Annotated in this window: 13 protein-coding genes; 4 read left to right on the plus strand and 9 right to left on the minus strand. The window is 62.3% G+C overall.

Translation table 11 applies throughout. The features are described 5' to 3' along the window. Positions 1 to 67 precede the first annotated feature (67 nt). Positions 68 to 1639, plus strand: a complete 1572-nt coding sequence (locus ACNFBR_RS14240; protein ID WP_416735487.1) for a TerC family protein — start codon at positions 68 to 70, stop codon at positions 1637 to 1639. Here the strand turns inward: ACNFBR_RS14240 and rarD are convergent. Both rarD and ACNFBR_RS14250 read right to left on the minus strand, forming a co-directional pair. Beyond that, positions 1602 to 2489, minus strand: coding sequence for an EamA family transporter RarD (rarD, locus tag ACNFBR_RS14245; RefSeq protein ID WP_416735488.1), 888 nt, complete (start codon positions 2487 to 2489; stop codon positions 1602 to 1604). The two genes, ACNFBR_RS14240 and rarD, sit on opposite strands and share 38 nt — an antisense overlap. Positions 2490 to 2522: 33 nt before the next feature. Beyond that, the gene (locus ACNFBR_RS14250) at positions 2523 to 4109 is read right to left on the minus strand and encodes an EAL domain-containing protein (RefSeq protein WP_416735489.1); all 1587 of its coding nucleotides are present in this window, start codon (positions 4107 to 4109) and stop codon (positions 2523 to 2525) included. A 299-nt stretch (positions 4110 to 4408) separates the two neighbouring features. On the opposite strand from ACNFBR_RS14250, the gene hppD reads away from it, so the two are divergent. Beyond that, positions 4409 to 5485, plus strand: a complete 1077-nt coding sequence (gene hppD / locus ACNFBR_RS14255) for a 4-hydroxyphenylpyruvate dioxygenase (RefSeq protein ID WP_346643578.1) — start codon at positions 4409 to 4411, stop codon at positions 5483 to 5485. Between the two features lie 22 nt (positions 5486 to 5507). Here the strand turns inward: hppD and ACNFBR_RS14260 are convergent, their stop codons facing one another. Together ACNFBR_RS14260 and ACNFBR_RS14265 are read right to left on the minus strand one after the other, a co-directional pair. Continuing rightward, positions 5508 to 6314, minus strand: coding sequence for a CSS-motif domain-containing protein (locus ACNFBR_RS14260; RefSeq protein ID WP_416735561.1), 807 nt, complete (start codon positions 6312 to 6314; stop codon positions 5508 to 5510). Positions 6315 to 6434: 120 nt separating this feature from the next. Continuing rightward, complete coding sequence (locus ACNFBR_RS14265) at positions 6435 to 7133, minus strand: type 1 glutamine amidotransferase domain-containing protein (RefSeq protein ID WP_416735490.1); 699 nt, start codon at positions 7131 to 7133, stop codon at positions 6435 to 6437. Between the two features lie 194 nt (positions 7134 to 7327). Between ACNFBR_RS14265 and ACNFBR_RS14270 the strand changes: the two genes are divergently transcribed. Beyond that, positions 7328 to 9391, plus strand: a complete 2064-nt coding sequence (locus ACNFBR_RS14270; protein ID WP_416735491.1) for an ATP-binding protein — start codon at positions 7328 to 7330, stop codon at positions 9389 to 9391. Positions 9392 to 9397: 6 nt separating this feature from the next. Here ACNFBR_RS14270 and ACNFBR_RS14275 read toward each other — a convergent pair whose 3' ends face one another. Further along, complete coding sequence (locus ACNFBR_RS14275; RefSeq protein WP_416735492.1) at positions 9398 to 11014, minus strand: response regulator; 1617 nt, start codon at positions 11012 to 11014, stop codon at positions 9398 to 9400. 78 nt (positions 11015 to 11092) lie between these two features. Continuing rightward, positions 11093 to 12148 (minus strand): tetratricopeptide repeat protein, encoded by a 1056-nt coding sequence (locus tag ACNFBR_RS14280; protein ID WP_416735493.1) that lies wholly within the window; start codon positions 12146 to 12148, stop codon positions 11093 to 11095. A 137-nt stretch (positions 12149 to 12285) separates the two neighbouring features. On the opposite strand from ACNFBR_RS14280, the gene ACNFBR_RS14285 reads away from it, so the two are divergent. After that, positions 12286 to 12873 carry a TetR/AcrR family transcriptional regulator gene (locus ACNFBR_RS14285; RefSeq protein WP_416735494.1) on the plus strand — a complete coding sequence of 196 codons (588 nt, stop codon included), beginning with the start codon at positions 12286 to 12288 and terminating at the stop codon, positions 12871 to 12873. Positions 12874 to 13239: 366 nt separating this feature from the next. Here the strand turns inward: ACNFBR_RS14285 and ACNFBR_RS14290 are convergent, their stop codons facing one another. Genes ACNFBR_RS14290 through mexE form a run of 3 tightly spaced genes read right to left on the minus strand, consistent with a single transcriptional unit; the run spans position 13240 to position 19085 of the window. Next, positions 13240 to 14655 carry an efflux transporter outer membrane subunit gene (locus ACNFBR_RS14290; protein WP_416735495.1) on the minus strand — a complete coding sequence of 472 codons (1416 nt, stop codon included), beginning with the start codon at positions 14653 to 14655 and terminating at the stop codon, positions 13240 to 13242. After that, positions 14652 to 17831, minus strand: a complete 3180-nt coding sequence (locus tag ACNFBR_RS14295; protein WP_416735496.1) for an efflux RND transporter permease subunit — start codon at positions 17829 to 17831, stop codon at positions 14652 to 14654. The genes ACNFBR_RS14290 and ACNFBR_RS14295 overlap by 4 nt, the downstream gene beginning before the upstream one ends. A 12-nt stretch (positions 17832 to 17843) precedes the next feature. Further along, positions 17844 to 19085: a multidrug efflux RND transporter periplasmic adaptor subunit MexE gene (mexE, locus tag ACNFBR_RS14300; protein WP_416735497.1), complete on the minus strand. Its 1242-nt coding sequence runs from the start codon at positions 19083 to 19085 to the stop codon at positions 17844 to 17846. Positions 19086 to 19426 lie beyond the last annotated feature (341 nt).

Raw genomic sequence — 19426 nt, forward strand, 5'->3', positions numbered from 1 at the left:
CCAGTCTTCGGCCTTTCTGGCCTTCCTTCCCCCGTCCTTGTGACGCCTTCCTCGTGAGTACCCGCTAATGGAATGGCTAGCCGATCCCACGGCCTGGCTAGGCCTGTTGACGCTTATCGTCCTCGAATTGGTGCTGGGCATCGACAACCTGGTGTTCATCGCCATCCTCGCCGACAAGCTGCCGCCGCATCAACGCGACCGCGCGCGGGTTATTGGCCTGAGCCTGGCGCTGATCATGCGTTTGGGCCTGTTGGCCAGTATTTCCTGGATGGTCACCCTTACCGCGCCGCTGTTCGAGGTGTTCGGCAAAAGCTTCTCTGGCCGAGACCTGATCATGCTGTTCGGTGGTGTGTTCCTGCTGTTCAAGGCCACCATGGAGCTGCATGAACGCCTGGAAGGCCATGTGACCCAGGCCAGTGGCACACTGCGCCATGCCGCGTTCTGGCCGATCGTCGCCCAGATCGTGGTACTGGACGCGGTGTTCTCGCTGGATGCCGTGATCACGGCGGTAGGCATGGTCGATGAGCTGTCGGTGATGATGATCGCGGTGATCTTCTCGATCGGTATCATGATCGTTGCCAGCAAGCCGTTGACTCGCTTCGTCAATGCCCACCCCACGGTCATCATGCTGTGCCTGGGCTTCCTGATGATGATCGGTTTCAGCCTGACCGCAGAAGGCCTGGGCTTCCATATCCCGAAAGGCTACCTGTACGCGGCGATCGGCTTCTCGATCCTGATCGAGCTGTTCAACCAGCTGGCCCGCGCCCGCCGCAAGCGTAGCTTGCAGCAGCATCGGCCGTTGCGCGAGCGCACGGCCCATGCCGTGCTGCGCCTGTTGGGCGGCCGCCGGGTCGAAGCAGACGAGGTCGGCGAGGACATCGCCGACCTGGTCGAAGGTGGCGAGGAGCAAGTGCTGTTCGACCGCCGCGAGCGGGTGATGATCAGTGGTGTGCTGAACCTGGCTGAGCGGCCGATTCGCACGGTGATGACCGCACGTGCCGAGGTCGATGTGATCGACCTGGCGCAGCCGGCCGAGGCCATTACCCAGGCCCTGGCCAACTCGCCGTACTCGCGCCTGCCGTTGATTCGCGATGGGCGCGTGGACGAGCCCTTGGGCTTCGTGCACAAGAAGGAGTTGCTCAAGGAACTGCTGTCCGGTAGCCAACCCGACCTTGAAGGCATGGCCCGTGCGCCGTTGAACCTGCTGGAGAGTTTCAGCATCCTCAATGCCCTGGAGCAGATGCGTGGCCAGTCGACCCACATCGCCTTCGTGGTCAACGAGTTCGGCGACTTTACCGGCCTGCTGACCATGACCGACATCCTTGAGTCGATTGCCGGTGAACTGCCGGATGCCAGCGAGGTAGAAGGCCCCGGCATCGTTCAGGACGGTGAAGGCTTTGTGGTCAGTGGTGCACTTAACTTGAGCCAGGTGCAGGCCCGTACAGGCTTCAGTGCCCGTGCCACCGAGGACTACCAGACCCTTGCGGGCCTGGTGATGAGCTTGCTCGACCGCCTGCCGATGGTGGGTGATCAGCTGGCCTGGAACGGTTGGAAGCTGACCGTGGAGGCGGTTGAAGAGCGGCGGGTGCGCCAGGTTCGGCTTACACCGAACGGCGACGCTGACGCAGCAGGTGCTTGAAGCCTTCGAGCACCAGCACCAGCACTGCGGCCCAGATTGGCAGGTAAGTCAGCCACTGATCCGGGCCGATGGTTTCGCCCAGCAATAACGCCACGCCCACCAGTAGCACGGGTTCGACGTAGCTGAGCAGGCCGAACAGGCTGAATGGCAGCATGCGGCTGGCCAGTACGTAGGCGATCAGGGCCGAGGCGCTGATCGCCCCAAGAATCGGGATCAGTGCATACAGCCCAGGGTGTGCTTGCAGGTCGGCGTTGGAAAGCGGGCCTTGGATAACGAAGTACAGTGCCCACGGCAGCAGCAGGCACATGTCGCACCACAGGCCACCCAGGTGGTCGGTGCGGCAACGCCGGCGCAGCACGAAGTAGATCGGGTAGCCGATCGTGACCAACAGGGTTTCCCAGGCAAAGCTGCCATTTTGGTACAGCTCGTGGCCCACGCCCAGCGCGGCGCAGGCCACCGCCACCTTCTGCAGGCGCGACAGGCGTTCGCCATATACCAGCCGCCCAGTCAGGACCATGGCCAGCGGCAGCAAGAAGTAGCCCATCGACACTTCCAGGCTGCGCCCATGCAGCGGCGCCCACAGAAACAGCCACAGCTGCACGCCCATCAGCCACGAAGTGCCGACCATGCCGAGCAACAGCACCGGCGTGCGTCTTACCCGGCCCAACAGCTCGCCGACCCGTTTCCAGTCCTTCGAGACAAGCATGAACAAGGTGAGGCAGGGCAGCGTCAACAGGGTGCGCCAGCCAAAGATTTCTTCGCCATCGAGTGGTGTGAGCAGCGAGGTATAGAAGTACATCACAGCGAACAAACAGGACGCCATGACCGATGAAACAATGCCTTTTGACACGAATGCCTCGAATACGGGAGTTGAGCGAGTGAATCAGCCGCGCATGATCTCAGGGGCGGCGCCTTGCGGCAACTGCGCAGCGCCCGGGTGGGCGGCCAGGGCCTCGAGAAACTGGGCGGCTGGCATGGGCCTGGCGAACAGGTAACCCTGCTGGAAGTCCACCCCGTGTGTGGCCAGGTAGTCGCGCTGGGCTTCGGTTTCGACGCCCTCGGCAACGATGCCCAGGCCCAGCTTGGCGGAAAGTTCGATGATGCTCTCGAGGATGTGCACCGACAGCGCATCGGCGCCGATCAGGGCGACAAAGCTTTGGTCGATCTTCAGGTAGTCGACCTTGAACTGCCGCAGGTAGTTGAGGCTGGACTGACCGGTACCGAAATCGTCGAGAGCGATCATCACACCCATGGCATGCAGTTTTTCGAACAGTTCAAGGGCCACCGTCGTGGGCTCGATCAACTTGCGTTCGGTCAGCTCCAGGGTAAGCACCACCCGGCCGGGCGGAAAGTGTTGCAGGAACGTGCGACAGTCATCCAGCAGGCTGAGATCGCGGCAATGGTCTGCGGTGATGTTGACCCCCACATGGAAGCCGTCCTCCAGCAGCTCGGCATAGGGTGCCAGGCTTTGTGCCGCATGCGTCATCAGCGCGCGGGTCATGGCGACAATCTGCCCGCTGTGTTCGGCATAAGGAATGAACAGGTCGGGGCGCACCAGGCCTTCTCGTGGGTGGTTCCAGCGCATGAGCACTTCGGCGCCGGCCCAGCGGTAATCGCTTTTGCGTACCACCGGTTGGAAGTACGGGAGAAATTCATCGGCCTGCAGGGCGCGATCCAGTTCGGCACGGGGGGAGGTGACGCGGCGAATCTGCCAGCGGCACACCAGCGCCGCCACTGCCCCCAGCACCAGCAGCAGGCTGAGCAGGGCAGGATAGTGGCTGCGTAGCAATTGGCCTTGCTTGTCGGCGCTGTAGCCGCCCTGCACGCTGAACGGGTATCGCGTCGAGCCCAGCAGCACGTTGGCGCTGGGGGCGGCGGGTGGTATGCCTTTATGCACCACACCATCCTTGCCCATCCAGGCGTCGCCCACGCGGATTTGCAGTTCTTCGTCGGGGCCGATCAGGCGCAGTGCCGTTAGCAGATGGTCGCCATCTACCGTAGTGATTGCGCCGTGGTCGCCTTCGCTGGCACGGTATACCAGCAGCGGGTGGCCAGGTGTGACCGAGTTACCGTCCATCAGCCATAGCTTGCCATCGACGTAGTCGCCGGCATTGACCGGCTCTTCGAACTCGCCGAACAGAGACGTGCAATAAAGGGCGTTGTGCCTGAACAGGTTGGTCGAGCGCACGAAGGCATTGCGGGTAACCTGGGCCCGCAGCGTCAGCTGGACCTGGTCGCACGCACTGCCAGACAGGGGCAGCAGCGCATTGGCAGCCCCGGACAGGTTGTCGAGGATGCGCTCGATGTGCTCCACCGCCTGACGGCTGGTTGCCTGGCTGTTGGCCTGCATTTCGCGCTCGACCTGCCAGTTCATCACGCCCAGGCCGCACATGACCGGCAGCACGCCGACGACCCAGGGCAACAGGGTACGCCAGCTGAGCGCGGCGCGGCGCTTGATGGTGAGAGGCATGCTGGTCTGACTGCAATGAGGGATAACGAGAGGATAGCCGTTTGTCGGTGTGCATGAGTAAGTAAAACGCGACAAACTATTTTACGCAATGTAGAATCGGTTTACGAATACAACAATAAGGTCCTTCATTTCCGAAGGATCAAGCCCGCCGAGAATGGGTCCATATGACATACCATGGGTTCAAGCTGATCATAGGTGACTTCCTCGCCCGCAGCGTGCGGGGCATCCCGTGCTCACCGCCGTTTCTGTTCCACATCCCACGCATTCAATAATTTTTCGCTGCAGATGAGGACACGAACATGGCTGATATCTTCGACAACCCAATGGGCCTGATGGGCTTTGAGTTCATCGAACTGGCTTCGCCGACCCCTGGCGTACTAGAGCCGGTATTCCAGATACTGGGTTTCACCAAGGTGGCCACCCACCGCTCCAAGGATGTGCACCTGTATCGCCAGGGCGGCATCAACCTGATCCTGAACAACGAACCCAAAAGCATCGCCTCGTACTTCGCCGCTGAACACGGTCCGTCGGTGTGTGGTATGGCGTTCCGCGTACGCAATGCCCATGAGGCCTATGCCCGCGCCCTGGAGCTGGGCGCCCAACCGGTTGAAATCGAAACCGGCCCGATGGAATTGCGCCTGCCGGCGATCAAGGGGATCGGGGGGGCACCGCTTTACCTGATCGACCGTTTCGAAGAAGGCAGCTCGATCTACGACATCGACTTCAATTTCATCGAAGGCGTGGATCGCAACCCGGTGGGTGCCGGCCTGAAAATCATCGACCACCTCACCCACAACGTCTACCGCGGGCGCATGGCCTACTGGGCCGGCTTCTACGAGAAACTGTTCAACTTCCGTGAAATCCGTTACTTCGATATCAAGGGTGAGTACACCGGCCTGACGTCCAAGGCCATGACGGCACCTGATGGCATGATTCGCATCCCGCTCAACGAAGAGTCGTCCAAAGGGGCCGGGCAGATCGAAGAGTTCCTGATGCAGTTCAACGGTGAAGGCATCCAGCACGTGGCCTTCCTGACCGATGACCTGCTCAAGACCTGGGATGCCCTGAAGGGCTTCGGCATGCGCTTCATGACCGCGCCACCACAAACCTACTACGAAATGCTCGAAGAGCGCCTGCCTGGGCACGGCGAGCCGGTCGATCAACTGCAAGCGCGGGGCATCCTGCTCGATGGCGCCTCCCAGCCTGAAGACAAGCGCCTGCTGCTGCAGATCTTCTCGGAAACCCTGCTTGGCCCGGTGTTCTTCGAGTTCATCCAGCGCAAAGGTGACGATGGTTTTGGTGAGGGCAACTTCAAGGCGCTGTTCGAGTCCATCGAGCGTGACCAGGTACGCCGCGGTGTGCTGAGCACCGACTGATGCCTGCTGGATAGCGCCACCTTCAATTAACGTTGGCGGCGCTTTCCTGCCTACCAGGTCGTGCCCTGAGCAGGCCCAGATAGACGATCGAGCCGGTGACGATCCCCACCAGCACGAGCGAGGGCAGAATCTGCAGCATGGACTGGCGGATTTCCTGGGCGGTAAAGCCTTGCGCATAGCCGCCTTTTACCCTGTACCCAAACTTGGCCGACAAGTCTGTTACCAAAAACTCCGACTGTGACGGGCGCTGTGCGTCACGGCTATCGCCGTTGCTCCAGATATAGCGTTCGTCGAACTCCACCACCAATGTCAGGCCATCCTGGAAACCGTCCAGTTCGTTGCGCAGCTGTATGGCATACGCGGTCGCGATCACGCCGCTGCCGTTGCCTTGCAGGTAGAAGTTGACCAGCAGTTTGCGGCGCTTGTCGGGTTGCCCATAAGACAGTTCGACCTGCTGGCCCGACAAAATGAACGACGATAAATAGTCCAGTGAGTCTGAAGCGCTGCTGCAATAAGCTTGGTTACCCTCTACCAGGGTCAACGACCTGAGCATGGAGCGGCTCACAACCTGGTCCTGTAGAGCGCTTTTGACGCTTTCGCAGGTTTTGCCCGCAAGGGGCAGGGCACGCAGGGCAGCCTCGCTCATACGATCCAGCGCCTGATCAATGCTGAAAATGGCTTCCTGCACCGAAATATTCGCGTTTTCCGCGAGTTTCATTTGCAGTTGAACAACCATCACCAGCAAACCGGAAATCACAGGCACAAGGCCTACTGTGGTGAGCAACAGCAGCTCCCGCAGGCGGTGCCTGGCGTGCAAGAATCTCAACATAGGACAATGGTTCTCCAGCCCGAAGCTGTTCGTGGTGAACAGCTGAGCCATGAGCCTATGTATTCAATAACGTGCCTGATGTAGTCCGCATGCAGTCTGCGCGATAGGAAACCAACAAGTTTACTGTAAGGTTTTACCTGACTTGAGTTTCGCGAGGACTTTTTCGGCGAGCAGCGCGGTGGAGGCAGGGTTCTGCCCGGTGATCAGCCGATCATCCTCAACCACGTAGGGTTTCCACGGCTCATCATGTTTACTGTATTCACCGCCACGGCCACCCAGCTCGTTTTCTGTCAAGAAGGGCACCACGTTATCCAGCTCGACCAATTTTTCCTCGATATTGGAGAAGCCGGTAACCTGCCGACCTTTCAGCAATAGGCTATTGTCGCTGAGTTTGATGTTCAGCAGGCCGACCACGCCGTGGCACACCGCGGCGACAATACCGCCTTTCTCGTAGACCTTGCGGGCCAGCTCCTGCAACGGCTGGTTTTCGGCAAAGTCGTACATCACCCCATGCCCGCCGGTGTAGTAGATGACGCTGTATTCCTCAACTTTTACCTGGCCGGGGCTCAAAGTGTTGCCCAGACGCTTCATGAAACCCTTGTCGTCATACCATTGCCAGTCCAGATCGGGCGCCATCTGCAGGCTGTGTGGGTCGATGGGAACGTAGCCGCCCTGTGGGCTGACATAATCGACCGCGTAGCCGGCCTTTTCGACCTTCTCGACAAAGTGCACGGCCTCGCCCAGCCACAACCCGGTCGCCCGATTAAGCGTCGGGTATTTTGCTGTATTGGTCAGCACCACCAGTAGTTTCTTGCTCATGACCACGCTCCCGTCGGCAACCTGAATGGGCCGTTGTTCCCTGGCCCGAGGAAAACCTAATGAGCATAGCTGCCACCAGCCAGTGCGCCATGGTGTGCAGTGCATGCTGTGCTAACTTGAACACAATCCATAGGGCAAACCTGCCTGAGCTGGCAGCACTGTGGTCAACCCTGAGTATTGCTGGAGCCACGCCATTGGTCGCAAACGGTACGCCACGCAAGCCTGCGCCGCAGGTCAAACCGCAAGCGCCTGTTTCGTCATCGATCGAGCTGATGGGGGAACGGATAGCCCAGTTCGATTGGGGGCGTACATCGCTCGGGCCATTGCCGCGCTGGCCGGCATCGTTGCGCATTGCCGTCGACATGATGCACTTGTCGCCGTTTCCGTGTGCGGTGGTCTGGGGACCTGATCTCTGTGTGGTGCACAACGATGGTTACCGGGCATTGCGGGCAATGCCCGATGCGTTAGGCACAGCTTTCGATGCACTGTGGAGTGATGTCTGGTCAGCCGTTGGGCCTTGGGTGTTCAAGGTATTGGAAGGGGGCTCGAGTTTTGTCGAGGACCCACCCTTGCATATTGCCCGCGGCAAAGGCGCCGAGCCGCTGTGGTGCGCGTTCGGCTATGCGCCATTGCATGATGAACTTGGTAACGTCGCCGGGTTCCTGCATACGGTGATCGAAACCACCGCCAGCGTCGAGGCACATCGCCATTGGCGTGAGCTGGCGCAGGGTTTCGAGCGGCAGGTCGAGCGGCATGTGGCTGAGCGTGAGCAATTCTGGCAGCTGTCGCGCGAAGCCATGATGACGATTACCCCGGACTTGAAACTGCAGGCTGCCAACCCCGCCTGGTACCGCATTCTGGGCTGGACACAAGAGCAGGTACAGGGCCGGCCGGTACTGGAGCTGGTTCACCCCGCAGACCGTGTCGAAGTACAGGTGGCCGTGTCTGGGCTGCTGCAATACAGCCTCACGGAGCAGATCGAGACCCGCTTGCGGCACAGCGATGGTCACTACCACTGGTTTTGCTGGAGCGCGCAGTTTGATGGCAGCCTGTTGACCGCGGTGGGCCGGGACATTACCGCGGGTCGGGAGGAGGCTGCGCGCCAGTCCGAGGCGCTGCTGCGCAACAGTGAGCGTATGGAGGTGGTTGGCCAGCTGGCGGGCGGCATGGGCCATGAAATGAACAACTTGCTGGCCGGCATTGGCGGCAGCCTCGAACTGCTGCAGCGCCGCCTGCAGGAAGGGCGCCTGGAACGTGTAGGGGCCTACGTGGACGTTGCGCGTGACTCGGTGCAGCGTGCAATGGAGCTGACCCGTCGCTTGCTTGCGTTTTCCCGCCATCAACCCTTGGCCCCTGGTCCGCTGGACCTCAATCGGCAATTACGCCTGAGCGAACCGTTGTTGTTGCGGGCGTTGGGGGCAGAGATGCGTCTGCATTGGCAATTGGATGTTGTGCCTTGGGCGGTGAACCTTGACATCGCCCAGCTTGAAAATGCCTTGATCAACCTGTGTGCCAATGCCAGTGAGGCGTGCCTGGAGAACGGCAATGTCACCATCAGCAGCGTCAACGAACGGCTGACGGCCTTTTTCCCGGATGAAAATGGCTTGCCGCCAGGCGACTACGTGGCCTTGCATGTCGAGGACGATGGCCATGGCATGGCGGCGGTGGATATTGCCAGGGCATTCGAGCCGTTCTTCACCACCAAACCCATCGGGCGAGGGTCCGGCCTCGGGCTGTCGATGGTTTATGGTTTTGTCGGCCAGTCGGGTGGGTATGCCTGGATCGAGTCGACCCTGGAGAAGGGTACCAAGGTGTCCATGCTGTTCCCAAGATGCCATGAGCCGATCCCGGACGCGCCCACGCCGGAGCCGCGCTCGCAGCGCATGGCCCAGGGCGAGCGCCTGCTGTTGGTCGATGACGAGCTCAACTTGCGCGCGGTCATGCGTGAGTACCTGACTGAGCGTGGTTTCGACGTTACCGATGTGGGCGATGCCAATGCCGCGCTGGAGCGCTTCCGCCATGCTGGGCCATTTGATTTGGTGATCACCGACATTGGGTTACCGGGCGGTTTCAGTGGCCGGCAAGTGGCCAAGGCCATGCGCATGCAGCTTGAGCAGCAGAAAATTCTGTTTATCACCGGCTATGCCGACCAACCCATCGAGGCCCGATTGCTGGAGCAACCGGGTACGGCGTTGATGAGCAAGCCATTCCTGCTGGCGGACCTCGCCGACGAGGCGATACGCATGCTAGATGAGTGACACGCTTCAAGGCGTGCCAAGAATGCGCGTTACTTGGGCTTGCAACTGCTGCAAATCGAACGGCTTGCAGATCAAGTGCATGCCCGTACCCAGAAACCCCTCACGGGCCATGGCCGTCTCCGCATAGCCGGTAATAAACAGCACCGGCAAGCTGGGGCGCAAGCTGCGTGCAATTTCGGCCAGCTGCCGGCCATTCATGCCGGGTAAGCCGACATCGCTGATCAGCAAGTCCACCGGTTGTGCTGAGCGCAACACCTTCAATCCCTCGTTGGCATTGGCTGCGCTGTGGCAGGGGAAGCCGTCGTCGCGCAGTGCCTGGCATAGCAACTGGCGCACATTGGGGTCGTCTTCGACGATCAGCACGTGCCGTTTGCTGTCGCTTGGCTTGAGCGGTTCTGGCTTGCTCGATTGCCGGGTTCGGCCGAGATGGCGAGGCAGGTACAGTTCCACCCGGGTGCCTTGGCCGATCTCGCTGTGCAGCGTGACGTGCCCACGCGACTGCTTGCTGAAGCCGTACACCATCGATAGCCCCAGGCCAACGCCTTGGCCGGTCGCTTTGGTGCTGAAGAAAGGTTCGAAGGCATGTTCCAGCGTGCTTTGCGCCATGCCCTGGCCGTCGTCGATGATACGCAGGCGCACATAATCGCCCGCGCGCAAGGCGCCACCAGCGATTTGCTCGGTGGCGATGTGCTGATTGCTCGCCTCGATGCGCAGCAGGCCACCGCTGGGCATGGCCTCGCAGGCATTGAGCAGCACGTTGTCGAGGGCTTCCTGTAACTGCTGGTCATCCGCTTCTATAGGCCACAGGCCTTTAGCTACCTGCACTTGCAAGATCACCGCCGGGCTCAGGCCGGGCTTGAGACGCTGTACTTGCAGCAGGCTATGCAGGTCTATGCGCTGGTTGTGCAGCGATTGCCGGGAAGAAAAAGCCAGCAGGCGGTGAGTCAGGCGGGCGGCGCGTGATACGGCCTCGCGGCCCATGTGCAGAACGCCGTCCAAGCCATCGCTGCGGCCTTGGCGCAGGCGCCGCTCGATCAGCTCGAAGCTGCCACCAATGCTGGTGAGCAAGTTGTTGAAGTCATGGGCGACGCCACCGGCCAATTGGCCGATGGCTTCCATCTTGCGTATCTGGTAGCGGGAAAATTCGCTGTGGTCCTGCTCCGCGCCCGACGGCGCAAGCGGGGTGCCCAGTCGTTGCTGCAAGCCATTGAGCTGGTCACGTATCAGGTACTGCCTGCGCCGGTTGCGCAGGGCGGATTGGGTCATGTGCAGCAGCTGGGCGTTTTCGAATGGAGCGACCAGTAATGCCAGGTTGCCCACGGGATGGTTGGTTGCACCAGAGGCAGACCAGCCGCCCTGGGCGACCAGTACGATGGGCAAGTCCGACCAGCTTGGTTGCTGGTCTATATAGGCCTGTAGCAATGCGCTTGGGCCCTGGCTGAACACTTGTTCGGCAATGATCGCCAAGCCTGCGCCTTCGGCCAGGCGCGCCTGCAGGTTGGCCAGATCGACCGCGCACTGGCTACTGATGCCAGCGGAGGCGAGCAGGCGCGAGGTATCCGCCGCCAAGGGCGGGGGTGCCAGGATCAAGGCACGTTCATCCAGCGCCAACGTACTGGCCAAAACGACTCTCCTGTAGGGGCCTGTTAACCACTGGACCCTGGGCACAGGCTCGGGGTTCAACAAAAAATCAGCGGTGCCCTACAGGCCCTGTTGCAACACCGGGTCGTCCGGGTTCTGTCGCTCTAACTCGGCCAGCAGCACCTGCACGTTCTGCAGTTGGCCTGACTCCTTCCAGTACTGAATCAGCAGTACCCGCGCCCGGCGATTGGCGGGTTGTCGACTGAGCACGGTCTCAAGTTGCTTCTGTGCGGCATCCAGCTGGTCCAGCTCGTGCAGGGTAACCGCCAGCGTATAGCGATAGTCTGCGTTGTCCGGGTCCAGTTCGACGGCGCGGGACAGGGCCAACAAGGCATATTCGCGCTGCTCGTGGCGGTTCAGCCAAAGCCCCAGCTCATACTGCAGAAAGGCCGAGTCAGGGCTGAGCGCCAACGCTTTGCCCAGCACCTGGCGCGACGCATCGTGATGGCCCTGGCGTTCCAGCAGGCGTACCTGCGTGGCCAGTGCATCGAGGTTGCCAGGGGCAACCGCCAGCGCGCGTTGCAGTGCCGTGGCGGCCTGGGTGTAGTCGTTTTCATGCAGGTAAAGGCGCGCCAGGTGCACTTGGGCGTCGGCATCCTCGGGTTGCTGTTCCAGGGCTTGCTGGTATTGCTCCAGGGCGGCCTGAAGCGGGCCGAAGTACAGGCCGATGGCGTCGGGATCGAGACCCAGCAGGGCATCTACGGCGGCAAAACGCACGCTTTGCTCCTCGTCGTCCAGTAGTGGGCCGAGCACCAGGCTGCGCTGGGCCGCTGGCAGCAGGCGACGGATACCGGCGATGGCCGCACGGCGCACCAGCGGGTCGCCATGCTCCAGGTCCTGGCTGGCGAGTTTCAATGCCTGCGGCGAGGGGTAGTTGGGCAGCTCGACGTAAAGCGCCGCACGGCGGATGGCGGGCAGGTCGCTACGTTGCAATTGCTGGTACAGCACCCGTGCTGCACCAGGCTGGCCGTCATGGGCCTGGCGCAGCGCCTTGGCATAGCTGTGTGCCGGCAAGGTTGGCGGAGCAGGCGGGGCGTCACGCCACAGGTAGCCGAACAGGGCCGATACCAGAATCGACAACAGCAGGGCGATCAGGTAGCGGTTGCGTCTGGGCATCGGACGATCCGTGGCGGCGGGAAGGGCAGAGCTTGGGCTAGCCGGGGGGTAAATGCAACTGGATGGAACAGGCCACTTGCCATGAAGCACGCCTGCGTGATGACATTACATGCATTGCGTATGTAAGGAGAGGTCGCATGGTTCGTCGCACTCGCGCCGAAATGGAAGAAACCCGCGCCACGTTGCTGGCGACTGCCCGCCGCTGCTTCAGTGCGTTGGGTTATGCGAATACCTCCATGGATGACCTCACCGCACAGGCGGGGCTGACCCGAGGGGCGCTTTATCATCACTTTGGTGACAAGCAAGGCTTGTTGGCGGCGGTGGTCGAGCAGATCGATAGCGAAATGGACCAGCGGCTGCAATCGATTTCAGAGGGTGCCGAGGATGCCTGGGAGGGGTTTCGTCAATGCTGTCGTGCTTACCTGGAGATGGCACTGGAGCCGGAGATACAGCGTATCGTGCTGCGCGATGCCAGGTCAGTGCTCGGGGGCGCTTCACCGGACTCGCAACGGCAGTGCATTGCCTCGATGCAGCGGTTGATCGGTGATCTGATGCAACAGGGCGTCATAGCCGAAGCAGACCCGCAAGCGTTGGCATCGTTGATTTACGGGAGCCTGGCTGAGGCGGCCTTCTGGATTGCGCAGGGAGAAGACGGGCAAGGCCGGCTGGTGCAGGGGTTGATCGCGCTGGAGTTGCTGTTGCGGGGGGTGTTGAGAGGCGCGTGAGGCTGGTTCCCTCACGTTATGTGCTGGTGCCCAAATCGAGCGCCGCCCGCGCGGCGCATCGCGAGCAAGCTCGCTCCTACATTTGTTTCGGGCCAGTATCGCCTGTGACAGGCGCGCGCGACCGCCTTGTTTGTACGACTCGATATCCACCCATGCGCCAAGGCGTTCGCGCGCAAATCCCCCAGGAATAATTGGCCCGAAATAAACGTAGGAGCGAGCTTGCTCGCGATGCGCCGCGCGGGCGGCGCTCGATCTCACAGGCGCTGAAAAAACCGCGGCAAACATAAAAAAGCCCCGCGGACCAAGGCCTGCGGGGCAAACGGTTGGGGGAGGAACCAACCAAAGGAGTCGTTGAAACAGGGTGTATCAGCGCGTGCTGGCCACGGTCTCTGGTTGCCAGCCACCGCCCAGGGCCTTGTAGATCGAGACGATGCCGCGGTACAGCTCGACCTCACCTTGGGCCTGTGCATCTTCGGCACTCAACCGCTCGCGCTCGGCATCGAGCAGCACCAGGTAGTCCACCGTACCCTCGCGATAGCGAATCGAGGCCAGCTCCGCCGCCTTGCGGCTGGCGTCGCTCTGTCGCATCAGTGACAGCAACCGCTGTTGGGTCTTGTCGTAATCGCTGAAGGCGTTGGCCGACTCTTCCAGGGCCAGCAGTACCTGCTGCTCGTAGTTGGCCAATGCCCCTTCGGCATCGGCCTTGGCGCCGCGCAGGCGGGCCCGCACGCTGCCCAGGTCGAAGGCGGCCCAGGTAATGCTCGGGCCCAGCGCCCAGGCGTTGGCCGCCGAGGAGCCGATCTGCGAGCCGCGCGCGGCGGTAAAGCCGAGGAAGCCGCTGAGGCTGACCCGTGGGAACAGGTCGGCGGTGGCCACGCCCACGTTGGCAGTGGCGGCGGCCAACTGGCGCTCGGCGCTACGGATGTCCGGGCGGCGGCGCAGCAGCTCACCCGGGTCACCCACCGGCAGCGCCTTGGCGATGGCCGGCAGGGCCTTGGGCGACAGGTCTACGCTGAGCGCATCAGGGCGTTGGCCGAGCAGAGTGGCGATGCGGTGCCGCGCCCGTGCCTGTTCGGCCTGCAATTGCGGCACGGTGGCTTCGACCCCTGCCAGGCGCGCATCGGCACGCACCACATCAAGGTCGTTGCCCACGCCGGCATCGCGCAGGGTTTCGGTAATGGTGCGCGATTCCTGCTGGGTCTTGAGGTTGGCCAGGGCGATCTTTTCGCGCAACTGAGCACCGCGCAGTTGCCCGTAGGCATCGACCAGTTCGGCGATCAGGCTGACTTGCAGCTGCTGCAGGTCGGCGGCGGCCACCGCTTCCTGGGCTTCGCTGGCTTCGATCTGGCGCTGGATGCGGCCGAACAGGTCAAGCTCCCAGGCCATGTCCAGGCCCAGGTCGTAGCGCTCGCTGTTCACCCGCTGCGTGGTCTGGCCTGGGATCTGGCCCTTGCCGATATCGCTGCTGGCGCGGCTGGTGACCACCGGGAACTGATCGTTCTCGGCGTCTTCGCGGATAGAACGAGCCGACTTCAGGCGGGCGAAGGCCACGCGCAGGTCACGGTTACCGTCCAGCGAGGCCTGCACCAACTGGTTCAGCACCGGGTCGTCGAACTGCTTCCACCACAGGCTTTCGAAGCGGCTACGGTCGTAGGCCTTGGCCTGCACATCGCTGCTCAGCTGTGCAGGTTCGGTGGCGGGGGCCTGGTAATCGGGGCCCACCGCACAGGCGGCCAGGGCCAATGCGAGCAGGCTTGGGGTCAGGGGCTTGAGCAGGTTCATGCGTGGTTCTCCAGCACTTGAACGCGTTCGGCCTTGCGGGCCTGGCGACGCTCGACGAAACGGCGGATCAGGAAGAAGAACACCGGGGTCAGGAACAGACCGAACAGGGTCACGCCGATCATCCCCGAGAACACCGCAACACCCATGGCATGGCGCATTTCCGAACCTGCACCGGAGCTGAACACCAGTGGCACCACACCCATGATGAAGGCGATCGAGGTCATCAGGATCGGGCGCAGACGCAGGCGGCAGGCCTCCAGCACCGCAGCCAGCGGGTCGAGGCCCTTGGCTTGTTCATCCTTGGCGAACTCGACGATCAGGATCGCGTTCTTGCACGCCAGGCCCACCAATACGATCAAACCGATCTGGGTGAAGATGTTGTTGTCGCCGCCGGAGACGATTACACCGGTGATGGCCGACAGCAGGGTCATTGGCACGATCAGGATCACCGCCAGCGGCAAGCTCCAGCTTTCGTACTGGGCGGCCAGCACCAGGAACGCCAGCAGCACGCACAGCGGGAATACCAGCAGCGCCGTGTTGCCCGAGAGAATCTGCTGGTAAGTCAGGTCGGTCCACTCGAAGGTCATGCCGTTGGGCAGTTCTTCTTTCAGCAGCTTCTCGATCGCCGCCTCGGCCTGGCCGGAGCTGTAGCCTGGGGCCGCCGCACCGTTGATTTCAGCAGTGATGAAGCCGTTGTAGTGCATGACTCGGTCCGGCCCGGAGGTGTCGCTGACCTTGAGGAAGGTCGCCAACGGGATCATCTCGCCGAGGTTGTTGCGCACTTTCAACTGGCCGATCTGCTCGGCATCGAGGCGGAACTGCTGCTCGGCCTGGACGTTGACCTGGTAGGTGCGCCCAAAGCGGTTGAAGTCGTTGGTGTACAGCGAGCCCAGGTAAACCTGCAGGGTGTCGAAGATATCGGTGATCGCCACGCCATGGGTCTTGGCCTTTTCCCGATCGATGGCGGCATCGACCTGGGGCACGTTGACCTGGTAGCTGGTGAACAGACCTGCCAGCTCCGGCACGTTGTGGCTCTTGGCGATGATGTTTTGGGTTTCCTTGTACAGCGCTTCGTAACCCAGGTTGCCACGGTCTTCGATTTGCAGGCGGAAGCCACCGATCGTGCCCAGGCCCTGTACGGGTGGCGGTGGGAAGATGGCGATGTAGGCGTCCTGGATGTCGGCGAACTGGGCGTTCAGCGCGGCTGCAATGGCTGCCGCCGACTGGCTCGGATCCTTGCGCTCGTCGAATGGCTTGAGCGGGGTGAACACGATGCCGCTGTTCGGGCTGTTGGTGAAACCGTTGATCGACAGGCCCGGGAAGGCCACCGAATCGGCCACCCCAGGTTGCTTGAGGGCGATTTCACTCATGCGCTTGATCACCGCCTCGGTACGGTCGAGGCTGGCGGCGTCCGGCAGCTGGGCGAAGGCCACCAGGTACTGCTTGTCCTGGGCCGGCACGAAACCGGTCGGGGTGGACGAGAAGCCCAGGTAGGTCAGGCCCATCAAGCCGGCATACACGAACAGGGCGATGCCGCTGGAGCGAATGACCCGGCGCACGCCACCGACGTAGCTGTGGCTGGCACGGTCGAAGAAACGGTTGAACGGGGAGAACAGCCAACTGCCCAGCAGCTTGTCGAGGAACCGCGAGAAACGGTCCTTGGGCGCATGATGGTCCTTCAGCAGCACGGCAGCCAGGGCCGGCGACAGGGTCAGCGAGTTGAACGCCGAGATCACGGTCGAAATGGCGATGGTCAGGGCGAACTGCTTGTAGAACTGCCCGGTCAGGCCGGAGATGAACGCGGCCGGCACGAACACTGCGCACAGCACCAGGGCGGTGGCGATGATCGGCCCCGTCACTTCGCTCATGGCTTTTTGCGTGGCTTCCAGCGGTTTCAGGCCCAGCCCGATATTACGTTCGACGTTCTCCACGACAACGATGGCATCGTCCACCACGATACCGATGGCGAGTACCAACCCGAATAACGACAGCGCGTTGAGCGAGAAGCCGAACAGGTGCATCACCGCAAAGGTACCGATCAGCGACACCGGCACCGCCAGCAGCGGGATGATCGAGGCGCGCCAGGTCTGCAGGAACAGGATCACCACCAGCACGACCAGCACCAGGGCTTCGAACAGGGTGTGCACCACTGCTTCGATGGAGCCACGCACGAAGATGGTCGGGTCATAGACGATGCTGTAGTCCATCCCTTCCGGGAAGTCCTTCTTCAGCTCGGCCATTTTCGCCCGCACTTCGTCGGAGATTTCGATGGCGTTGGAGCCTGGGCGCTGGAAGATCGGGATGGCCACCGCCGGCTGGTTGTTCAGCAGCGAGCGCAGGGCGTACTGGCTGGAACCGAGCTCGACGCGGGCGATGTCCTTCAGGCGGGTAATTTCGCCATCGGCACCGGCGCGGATGATGATGTTCTCGAACTCTTCTTCATTGACCAGGCGGCCCTGAGTGTTGATCGAGAGCTGGAAGCTGGTCGAACCTGGGGCGGGCGGTGCGCCCAGCTGGCCTGCGGCAACCTGGCGGTTCTGTTCGCGGATCGCGGCGACCACATCACTGGCGGTCAGGTTGCGCGAAGCGGTCTTGTTCGGGTCCAGCCACACGCGCAGCGAGTAGTCGCCCATGCCAAACAGCTGTACGTCGCCCACACCGCCCAGACGCGCCAGCTCGTCCTTGATGTTGAGGATGGCGTAGTTGGACAGGTAGAGCATGTCGTAGCGGTTGTCCGGCGAGGTCAGGTGCACGACCATGGTCAGGTCGGGCGAGGCCTTGTCGACGGTGATGCCGATGCGGGTCACTTCCTCGGGCAGTTTGGGCTGGGTACGGGTGACGCGGTTCTGCACCTGCACCTGGGCGTTGTCCAGGTCGGTACCCAGGGCGAAGGTGATGGTCAGCGTCAGCTTGCCGTCAGCGGTGGACTGGGAGGACATGTACAGCATGTTCTCCACACCGGTAATGGCCTGCTCCAGCGGCGCGGCAACGGTTTCGCCAATGACCTTGGGGTTGGCGCCGGGGAAGTTGGCGCGCACCACCACGGTGGGCGGCACCACTTCGGGGTATTCGCTGATTGGTAGCTGGAACAGCGAGATCGAACCCGCAATCAGCAGCACCAGCGACAGCACCGCGGCGAAGATCGGCCGGGTAATGAAGAATTTCGAGAAGTTCATCGGTAGTGTCCCTTAACCGCGTGGCGCCTGGGCGCTGGCGACTTTCACGTTGTTGCCCGCCACCTTCGGCGCCGGGTTGCTGGCCTCCAGGGCCTGGCGCTGCTGGGCGAGGGCGGCGAGGGTCTGTTCGCTGGCCATCGGCGCCTCGACCGGGGTGACCGGTGAGCCAGGGCGTACGCGCTGCAGGCCTTTGACCACGATGCGGTCGTCCTTGCCCAGGCCGCTGCGCACGATGCGCAGGCCTTCCAGCTTCGGCCCCAGCTCGACGGCGCGGTAGGCGGCCTTGTTGTCTTTGTCCATGACCAGCACGAACTTCTTGCCAAGGTCGGTGCCCACGGCTTCATCGTTGATCAGCACGGCGTCGTACTGGGCGCTGCCGACCAGTTTCAGACGCGCATACAGGCCTGGGGTGAACTGGCCGTCGCTGTTGTCGAACACCGCACGGCCACGGATGGTGCCGGTGCGCGGGTTGACCTGGTTGTCGACGAAGTTCATCTGGCCCAGGTGCGGGTTGCCGCTTTCGCTGGTCAGGCCCAGGTACACCGGGGTGCTCTGGCCACGCTGGCCTTCGCGGGCCAGCTGGGTGTACTTGAGGTACACGCGCTCGTCGGCGTCGAAGTAGGCGTAGACCTTGTCGGTGGACACCACGCTGGTCAGCGGGGTGACATCGGCGCTGACGATGTTGCCGGCGGTGAACTCGGCGCGGCTGACACGGCCGCTGATGGGGGCGGTGACGCGGGTGAAGCTGAGGTTCAGGCGCGCCAGGTCGAGTTGGGCCTGGATCGCATCGACCCCGGCGCGGGCTTCGGCGGCGGCGCTGCTGCGCGATTCGGCCAGTTCGGCGGAGATGGCGTTGCTGTCGCGCAGGCGTTCGCCACGGCGGGCTTCGTTGGCGCTGCGAATGGCGGTGGCCTTGGCCTGTTGCAGTTGGGCTTCGAGGCGGCGGACTTCAGCCTGGAACGGGCGTGGGTCGATCTGGAACAGCAAGTCGCCTTTCTTGACCTGGGCGCCTTCGGCGAAGGCCACCTGGTCGATCTGGCCCGAGACCCGAGGGCGAATCTCCACGGTTTCCGGGGCTTCGAGGCGGCCGGTGAACTCGTCCCATTCGTTGATCGGTTGCTCGATCACCTTGGCAACGGTGACTTTCGGCGCGGCGGGAGCCTGCACGGCGTCGGGGGTTCGACCGCAAGCGCTGATCACCACCACTGCCAGGGCGGCAAGGGGGAAGCGCAAGGGTTTGAGTGATTGTTCCATGGAGAACTCCGCCAATGTATTAGTAGTGGGCGGAGTGTGAGTGTGTTGCGCGTGAGGCACGAATCGAACGGGGCGAAGGTTATTATCACGCTGAATGATATGTGCGGATCATTCATCGATTTGCGGCATGGTTGGGTGTGGCTGGCGGGGAGAGGGGGGAGGCCAGTAGGTGTTCGTCACGACATTTTCAGCGCCTGTGAGATCGAGCGCCGCCCGCGCGGCGCATCGCGAGCGAAGCTCGCTCCTACATTTGTTTCGGGCCAGTAATGCCTGTGGCATACGCGCGCGACCGCCTTGTTTGTACGACGCGATATCCAGCCATGCGCCAAGGCGTTCGCGCG

This window comes from Pseudomonas sp. NY11955 (genome assembly GCF_048068035.1).
GTDB lineage: Bacteria > Pseudomonadota > Gammaproteobacteria > Pseudomonadales > Pseudomonadaceae > Aquipseudomonas.

Bases quoted from the DNA above. Each gene is read 5' to 3' on its own strand.
- ACNFBR_RS14240 (WP_416735487.1), top strand. From the start codon at position 68: ATGGAATGGCTAGCCGATCCCACGGCCTGGCTAGGCCTGTTGACGCTT.
- ACNFBR_RS14250 (WP_416735489.1), bottom strand. From the start codon at position 4,109: ATGCCTCTCACCATCAAGCGCCGCGCCGCGCTCAGCTGGCGTACCCTG.
- hppD (WP_346643578.1), top strand. From the start codon at position 4,409: ATGGCTGATATCTTCGACAACCCAATGGGCCTGATGGGCTTTGAGTTC.
- ACNFBR_RS14260 (WP_416735561.1), bottom strand. From the start codon at position 6,314: ATGTTGAGATTCTTGCACGCCAGGCACCGCCTGCGGGAGCTGCTGTTG.
- ACNFBR_RS14265 (WP_416735490.1), bottom strand. From the start codon at position 7,133: ATGAGCAAGAAACTACTGGTGGTGCTGACCAATACAGCAAAATACCCG.
- ACNFBR_RS14280 (WP_416735493.1), bottom strand. From the start codon at position 12,148: ATGCCCAGACGCAACCGCTACCTGATCGCCCTGCTGTTGTCGATTCTG.
- ACNFBR_RS14285 (WP_416735494.1), top strand. From the start codon at position 12,286: ATGGTTCGTCGCACTCGCGCCGAAATGGAAGAAACCCGCGCCACGTTG.
- ACNFBR_RS14290 (WP_416735495.1), bottom strand. From the start codon at position 14,655: ATGAACCTGCTCAAGCCCCTGACCCCAAGCCTGCTCGCATTGGCCCTG.
- ACNFBR_RS14295 (WP_416735496.1), bottom strand. From the start codon at position 17,831: ATGAACTTCTCGAAATTCTTCATTACCCGGCCGATCTTCGCCGCGGTG.
- mexE (WP_416735497.1), bottom strand. From the start codon at position 19,085: ATGGAACAATCACTCAAACCCTTGCGCTTCCCCCTTGCCGCCCTGGCA.